Raw genomic sequence first — 7,476 nt, forward strand, 5'->3', positions numbered from 1 at the left:
GCAAAATATAGGAAATCGCCTACACCGCAACACGTCTACCGTCTAGAACATCACCCTGTAGGGAATCAGTTTTTCGAAGCGGCGGCCCTTCAAGTCGCGATAATTTTTATATGTAGCCCCGCGCATGTCGGCAGGGCGTGCACGACGAAGGTCCCGTATCACGGTTATCGAATCCGTCGCAGTTGAATCGCCCGCGACAACAGATGACGAGTCCTGCGGCTGCACAGTCGAAGTATCCGTGCCCGCGCCAGCAGATTTTTCCACAAGCACCTCAACGCGGCCCGTATATTCGGTATTGTCGTTGCCCTTCACGGTATACTTGAACGAAGCAAGCCCGCTGAAATTCGCCTTGGGCGCAAACCTTGCCGTATAGCCGTCACCCGCAAGTTCTACGGTTCCGTTCTCCGCAGCAGAGACGCTGTAGGTCGGCGATACATCCTTGAACCCGCGCGTAATCGTGCGCAGGTCAAAATCGAGGGACTTCCCACCCGCAGCCGTCGCGTGCATGGCACCCAGCCAGTTGATATACTTCTCGATACGCACGTAGCCATCGCTTTCCTTGGTCATGGCATCATCTTTTGACTTGTCATAACCAAGAGCCTCTTCGAAGTAATCTGGCATGCCGTCCTTGTCGGAATCGGTCGCGGCCTTCCCCGCAATCACCTCGCCCCAGCCGTTATTGGTCTTGAGCCCCATCGCACCCACGCTCTTCACGAGCGCACCGGCCGTTCCAAGCGTATTCACCTGGTACCACACCAGCGAATCTATGTCGTCGTACGGAAGCACGCCGCTCTGCGACGTCACATAGCGCCACGCACTTGCTGCACTGAGCATCGGGCCCGATGTCGTAAGTTCGCTCCAGGGTTTCGCAAGTTCCTCGCCCACACCCTGGTAGTAGTAAATACTAGAAGGCCCGCCGTTCAGTTTTCCGTCGCGGTCCGTATCGATCATGTTGCCGCTCGCGTAGATGCTCTGGTTCTTGTCTACCTGAAACCACGGGTTACTCCCCTTCGGGCCATAGACAAAGTAATTGTTCACGATGTCGTGATTGAAGTGCGTGCTCGTATGCGTCGTGTAGCCCGCCTCGAAGTTGTAGAGGATGTTGTTCACGAACACGTCGTTAATCTTGTCGAGCGGGTTTCGGTTGTGCGTATTCACAAAGGCGTTGTAGTACCAAGCCCAAGTGCCATCCACCGATTCGATATGCGCACCGAACTGCTGCCCGATGGGGTTTGCAATCAGCGAGTTCTGCACCGTAATGCCCGTAACGCGGTAGCTTGCATTGTCCGAAGAACCGCCGAAGTTATTCCATGGCGCAAGTTCCACCGAGCAGTGGTCCACGATTACGTTCTTGGAATCGTAAAGGTTGAGTGCGTCATCCTTCTCGGACGCGGTATTTTCGCCCGGACGGATTCGCAGGTAGCGGATAATGATATTACTCTGCTTGCCCGTGCTGAGCTTGCCGCCGTGAATGGCGATTCCCTCGCCCGGAGCCGTCTGCCCCGCGATGGTAATGTTACTCTTGATGGAAACTGCCGTCTTGATGTTGATGATGCCACCCACGTCAAAGACCACAATGCGATTGCCCTGACTTACCGCATCGCGGAAAGAACCCGCGCCGTCATCGTTCAGATTCGTCACGTGATACACGGTTCCGCCGCGACCGCCCGTGACCTGCGCCCCGAAACCGAGCGCCTCCGGAAAGGCCAGCGGCTCGGCACCTGCCCCGATAAAACCAAACACTGCGAGGCAAAGCGCCGAAACCGGCAATCCCTTATGCAAACCAAAGCCCATATTTCCCATACCTTTTCTAGACAGGATTCCGAACCACCGGAATCCGCCGTACATAAATATATACTAAAAGTTTCTGAAACGGGCCCGCAAAAGCGCATTAACGTTGTCTACGGACTACGGCGGCATACCCGGAAACCATTCCATCTCTGCATTCTTGCACCTTGTCAGGCAATTTGCGAAACATCGACCTGTGCAGCCCCTATTTTGTTATTTTTCTAACATGCACAAGAAAATCGCCATATTTTCAGTGGCCGCAATCGTCGCTACCATCCTCGGGGCCTGTGATGCCAACGGGGACCTCATCATCGTAGATGATGAAGGCCGCATTTTGGGAATGGACCCGGTCTACAACTACTGCGAAAACCATGTTTGCCTCCCCGCAGCCGAAATGGTGCACCGTCCAACGACACTCCAGATTTCGTTCACCGCAACAGACTCCATCACAAACGTGCACCTGGAAACGCTCGATTGCAAACTGCTCGAGAACGAGAGCGCGGATTCGGTACACCCCGCATGCGTCACGAAAATCAAGGTGGGTGACAGCGATTCCATTATAAACATGCCGCCTTTTGATTACTACAATAGGCATTATAATTATGGCATGAGCATCGACCCCGACGGCGACAACCACTTACGATTCACCCTCGTCGACATAAAAGGCGAAGAGAAAAAGTTTGACATAGACCTTAATTTGTACGCAAAGATATACCATAAGGTTTCTGCCGGCGACCACGATACGGCCTACTTCTCGTTCCCCGAGGGGCTTGACTCGCTAGAGGGCTACACGCTCGACACGAACTTCGACAGGTCGCAACTGCCAAGTGGTACCGAGTTCAAGACCATCGAGAAATGTTCTATCGCAAGCTATGAATACGACTACGATCTCGATACCACCTACAAATGCGTCTCATGCCCCGAATGGATGGACGATTCTACCCGGCGCGAGGCCCTCAAGAACAACGACTGTCCTTTCTACATGGCCGAATCACCCGAAAAATGCAACGGGGATACGCTCTACGTCCTCAACAGAAGATGGGAGCAAAAGGACATAGGCTGCCTGCACTTCACGGCGACTGGCCTGCCCCAAGACGTCGCCATCGCCGACATGTTCTCGACTTCGCGCATCAAGAACAACTACGAAGCCGACAAAGCCTACCGCGCCTCAGACTCAAGATTCTTTAACATCTGGCAAGCAACGTTCCGTCTCGGGAACCAGGGCTCGTTCAAGACCGACAGCCTGGTCATCACCGTGCACGCTCCGTACAGTTACGGCGAATAAAAAAGGGCCGCATCCTTTTTTGATAAGACGAATTTATCCCGCAATTTCATCAAGATTCTGCATCAACTTGTGAGTTTCGATAAGGATGGCGATGATTTTGCGGTAGTGAGAGACGTCGTCGTAGGTAAGGGTGCGGTTCTTGCGGTCTTTGAGCCACTTTTGGGCGGGTTGGTAACCGCCGATGTAGAAGTTCCAGGCTAGTTCAGGGACATTGCCGAAATATTGAGTCTTGTTAATAAAAACTTTGCCGTAGTTGTCATCCCCGACTTGGTCGGGGATCTCCCTTTCAAAACGAATTTCGCTCACGGCATTGTCGCCTTCGATGTCAAAGGAGGTTGCCTGCGGAGGAATTTCTTCCATCAGGTGCAATTTGCGGAGTTTATTGCCGATGGAGACGATGCGTTCGAAATCTTCCTTGTTTTCGGGATACGGAATTCGCGGAAAATCAATTTTCAGGAATTCCTTGTATTTTTCACGATAGGACGGTGTATGGAGAACGCCGTAGATGTAATCAAAGATTTGTTCAGGAGTTGTAATATGCGAATTGTCATTCTGAGCGTAGTTCCCTGAGCTTGCCGAAGGGAACGGAGTCGAAGAATCTAGGCAGACGTCAATTTTACGCCAAATGGATTCGTCTAGGTTGGGCTTGCGTGTTTCGCCGAGTTGTTCTTCACCTTCTGTTGGGTAAAGGTAGAGAGGGAAAACGTTTCCACCACCTAATTTCCCCGCACTAGCAATCAAATTCATATCGCAAACATTGTTCGTGCAAAAAACATATTTCCAATTATCTATGCATTGTCGCGATGCAATTAAAGCAAAATTCTCTTTTTTTTCAATTAGATTATTATGGACTTTAAAAAACGCTCTTTTTATTAATTTCTCGTCATAATAAATAATCTTAGGATCAAAAGGTCGGTATAGATATTTCTGTATTTTAGATGGACTAAATTGTGACTCTGCAATTCTTTTTAGTAACGGATAACCGCTTGAATCTTCAACATTGTAACATTTTGAAAAATTACTATCATATTTCTTTTGCAACAATTTTTCTATTCTTGCTTCTAAATCATAATGGTTCTCATCTATAAATAAAAGATCCCTTCCTGATTGAACCCCACTTGTATTCATTTTCATTAGTTCGTCAATCTTGAAGCCTTTTTCGTATTCTTCTTGTATTGAAAAATCCTTTGGAACAAAAAAGAATTGAGGCCTTTGCGGACACAATTCTTTCCAGGGCACATCGCTAAAAGAAGTCTTTGCTAAAAATGCGTATTTTTCAAAGCGTTTGCCAAAGAGTTCGTAGTGATATACTTTAGCTAGAGATCCTTCGACTTCGCCCTTACGGGCTTCGCTCAGGATGACACTCTGTTTTTTCTTAATAAAAATGTTAATGCTTACGCCTTGCATGATGTCAAAGACATTCTCATCTTTATCGCCATCAAATGCAGTTTCCTTTTTACGAGTGTCGCCATGCAAATCAAGAATGTAGATTTCATCAAAAGTTTCCATCAACGCTTTTCGCATTTGTCGATGGATGATTCCATCTATAAAACTATTGTTCGAAATATACGCGAGAATTCCTTCGCCATTCTTTTCTACATAGTAATGTCCTAATCGAATGAATTTGATGTAATCATCCGAAAGCGGCTGGATGTTTTTCTCGTTTAAATTTTTCTTGTAGGTTTCCGATAATTCCTGAATCCAAGCGCTTTTATTGCTACTACTCACGCTATATGGTGGGTTGCCAATCATTACCATTACGGGTGTATCGCGTTTGACAAGGTTTGCCTCGTTCGCTTCTTGCGCAAGCCATTGTGCAAACAATGTCCCCGTGTCGTGGTCACATTCTTCAAGGGAATTGGTAAGGAATATGCGAAGTCGTTTGTCCTGTCTTGCCTTGTAGCCTGTCTGCGCTAACACCATGTCCAATTTCAAATGCGCAACGGCGTATGGAGCCATCATGAATTCAAAACCGTTCAGGCGCGGAAGCAGATGTTCTTCCACATAATTTTGCCAAGCGCCCTTTTGGTTTTCCATACCGGAATTTATCTTGCGAACCACTTCGGCAAGGAATGTTCCCGTTCCGGTTGCCGGGTCGAGAATCTGAACTTTATGGTATTCTCGCGTTTCGTATTTCTTGTGGTCTTTGGTGCGGTTGTCCGTATATAGGTTCGAAGCTTGGCGAATCGTCACCTTGCTCGTATCAGCGAGACCATCGCTCAAACCAAAGCGCGTTTTCAAAATTTCATCAACGGCATTGACGATAAAGTGGACGACGGGTTCGGGCGTGTAATAAACACCGCAGGCCTTTTTCTGCTTGGGGTCATAATAGCGTAGAAAATCTTCGTAGAAGTGAATCATCGGATCGGCTTGCCCCGTAGCCTTTCCAAAATTTTTCATGACCTTCGGCATGTCCGTCACCCGGAATGTTTCTGCCAGGTCATCAACAATCCATGCGATGCTTGTATCTACATCGAATGCGGCGACATTCTGGAAAACCTTGCGCAAGAACGGATTCGTCTTGGGAATGAGCGTGGCCGCTTCTTCTCGACTGAACGTGTCAGGAGTGTCGTCATGGAGCCTTGCCGCAAACATTCCATAGCAGATTGTCTGTGCGTAAATATCGGCAAATTGCCGTTCCGTCAAATCGTGAATCAGCACCTTCTGGAAAGACTTCCATTGTCCCGCCAGTTCGCCCGTCTTTTCGCTATCGGTTTCGAGAGTCTTTTCAATCACCTCGGCAAGGAGGCGCGCCTTGGCTGCCATCATCTGCGCCAGTTTTGTTGAACTTGTAATCCTCTGCGGCATCGATTCCGCGAGGTGTGCCACCATTTCCAAAAACATCGGGACATTGGCGTCTATTAGCGCAATTTTGTTCCCTTTGATTTCTGCAATGCGGATGTTTTGAGTCGGCAGCCCGTTTTCATAAGAATGAAAATCAAGGTAATCCGTGAAAAGGATATGGTCTAGCGAATTCTTGTAGCGGTTAAACTGTTCCTTGTGCTGGCGGTTTCCATCCAGGTCGCTATCGCCGATGTCTTTAGCTTCTACGAAGGCAACAGGAATGGATGTTGCTCCTTTCCCTTTCGCGATAATGTAATCCGGCGCTCCGCACTGGATTCGGCTGGGCTCGTTCGTGATGGTGAATTTGGGGAGCAAGTCGCCAAGGAGTTTCGCGAGTGCGGGACGGTAACTGTGTTCGGTCGCCTTGCCCGTAGAAAATTGCTTGGATACCTCGTCGATGTATTGTGCGACGGCTTGAATCTTGCTCTTGTCCAAATCGGCCATGGCGGCTCCAGCGTTGCGAGAGCCGTTCCTTGTTTGCCGCAATTTCCACAAATAAAAAAGGCGTGGAGTCGAATGCACCTACCTAGTCTGAGGGTTAGCACGCCCTATCACATAATAAGCACAAAACGACCCACGCCCAATGCGGGCGTGAGCGTTCGTCTTATCCTCATGTGATTTGAAAGTGCTAATTTCAGACTAGAGAATAAGAGACGAATCTCAAAATTTCCGGTCGCTCCGAACCATTCGGTACGGGGCTATGTAAGCGATAATATAAGTAAATATGCGAGAGGGAAATCCCCACCTTGGTGGCCATGCGCACTAAACAACAAGTTGTTAAGTGCTGTCCGCCCGCCTACGCGGTGATGACAGAAAAAATCGGGATGAAAGAAATTTGCGAAATTCTCCGAAAATCTCTTGACATTCTCCCCTTGAGGAACTATATTTATAATGAACAAATGTTCATTACTTGGCAGTTTCTGCTTGTCTGTCAAAGGAGATTATATGAGTGAAAGTAGGCTTACCACCTTGAATTTTCGGCGAAATAACGTATATTTTTACTATAATTCTGTAAAAAATCGCATTTTACAGAATTTAGGAAAGAATATGCTTCAGACGCTCGCCCAATGCATTGAAACGTTCGGCTCAAAATACTTGATAAAAAAGGCCATTGCCGAAGGCCGCCTGTTCCGCATCGCAAAAGGATTCTATTCCGATAGCAAGGATGTTTCCGAAACTTCGCTATTCTCCGCAAAATATCCTAAGGCGGTTTTTACGATGAATACCGCTTTTTATCATTACGGTTTGACCGATACCATTCCCGAGAAATATTACCTGGCAACTGAGCGGGGAGCAAAAAATTCCGACAACCGTGTTGTGCTGAAGTTCGAGAATAGCGATATCCTGTTTCTTGGAGCTGTACAAGAATCAGTCAACGGCGCAACCGTTTCAATGTATAACAGGGAACGCATGCTGCTCGAACTGATCCGCAACAAGTCAAACTTGCCCTTCGACTACTATAAAGAAATCATCCTAAACTATAGAAAGATAGTTGACGAACTGGACATGCAGTTCGTGCAGGATTACTTGCCGCAAATGCCGAAAGCGGATATGATTAG

4 protein-coding genes are annotated in these 7,476 nt (G+C 48.1%); 2 read left to right on the forward strand and 2 right to left on the reverse strand.

The annotated features are described in order from the left end of the window. Positions 1 to 42: 42 nt before the first annotated feature. Complete coding sequence (locus B2310_RS06100; protein WP_290729580.1) at positions 43 to 1,782, reverse strand: Ig-like domain-containing protein; 1,740 nt, start codon at positions 1,780 to 1,782, stop codon at positions 43 to 45. A 232-nt stretch (positions 1,783 to 2,014) separates the two neighbouring features. Between B2310_RS06100 and B2310_RS06105 the strand changes: the two genes are divergently transcribed. Continuing rightward, positions 2,015 to 3,073: a hypothetical protein gene (locus tag B2310_RS06105; RefSeq protein ID WP_290729584.1), complete on the forward strand. Its 1,059-nt coding sequence runs from the start codon at positions 2,015 to 2,017 to the stop codon at positions 3,071 to 3,073. Between the two features lie 33 nt (positions 3,074 to 3,106). Here B2310_RS06105 and B2310_RS06110 read toward each other — a convergent pair whose 3' ends face one another. Beyond that, a complete protein-coding gene (locus B2310_RS06110; RefSeq protein ID WP_290729587.1) occupies positions 3,107 to 6,361 on the reverse strand; it encodes a type ISP restriction/modification enzyme in 3,255 nt (1,084 codons plus the stop codon). 603 nt (positions 6,362 to 6,964) lie between these two features. Between B2310_RS06110 and B2310_RS06115 the strand changes: the two genes are divergently transcribed. Next, positions 6,965 to 7,476 (forward strand): type IV toxin-antitoxin system AbiEi family antitoxin domain-containing protein (locus B2310_RS06115; protein WP_290729589.1); only part of this gene is annotated, 512 nt, incomplete at its 3' end.

Origin of the sequence: Fibrobacter sp. UBA3629 (genome assembly GCF_002374005.1) — a bacterium.
Lineage (GTDB): Bacteria > Fibrobacterota > Fibrobacteria > Fibrobacterales > Fibrobacteraceae > Fibrobacter.

What these genes read in the sequence shown, in the direction of transcription:
- B2310_RS06110 (WP_290729587.1), bottom strand. Translation starts at nt 6,361, where the DNA reads ATGGCCGATTTGGACAAGAGCAAGATTCAAGCCGTCGCACAATACATC.
- B2310_RS06105 (WP_290729584.1), top strand. Translation starts at nt 2,015, where the DNA reads ATGCACAAGAAAATCGCCATATTTTCAGTGGCCGCAATCGTCGCTACC.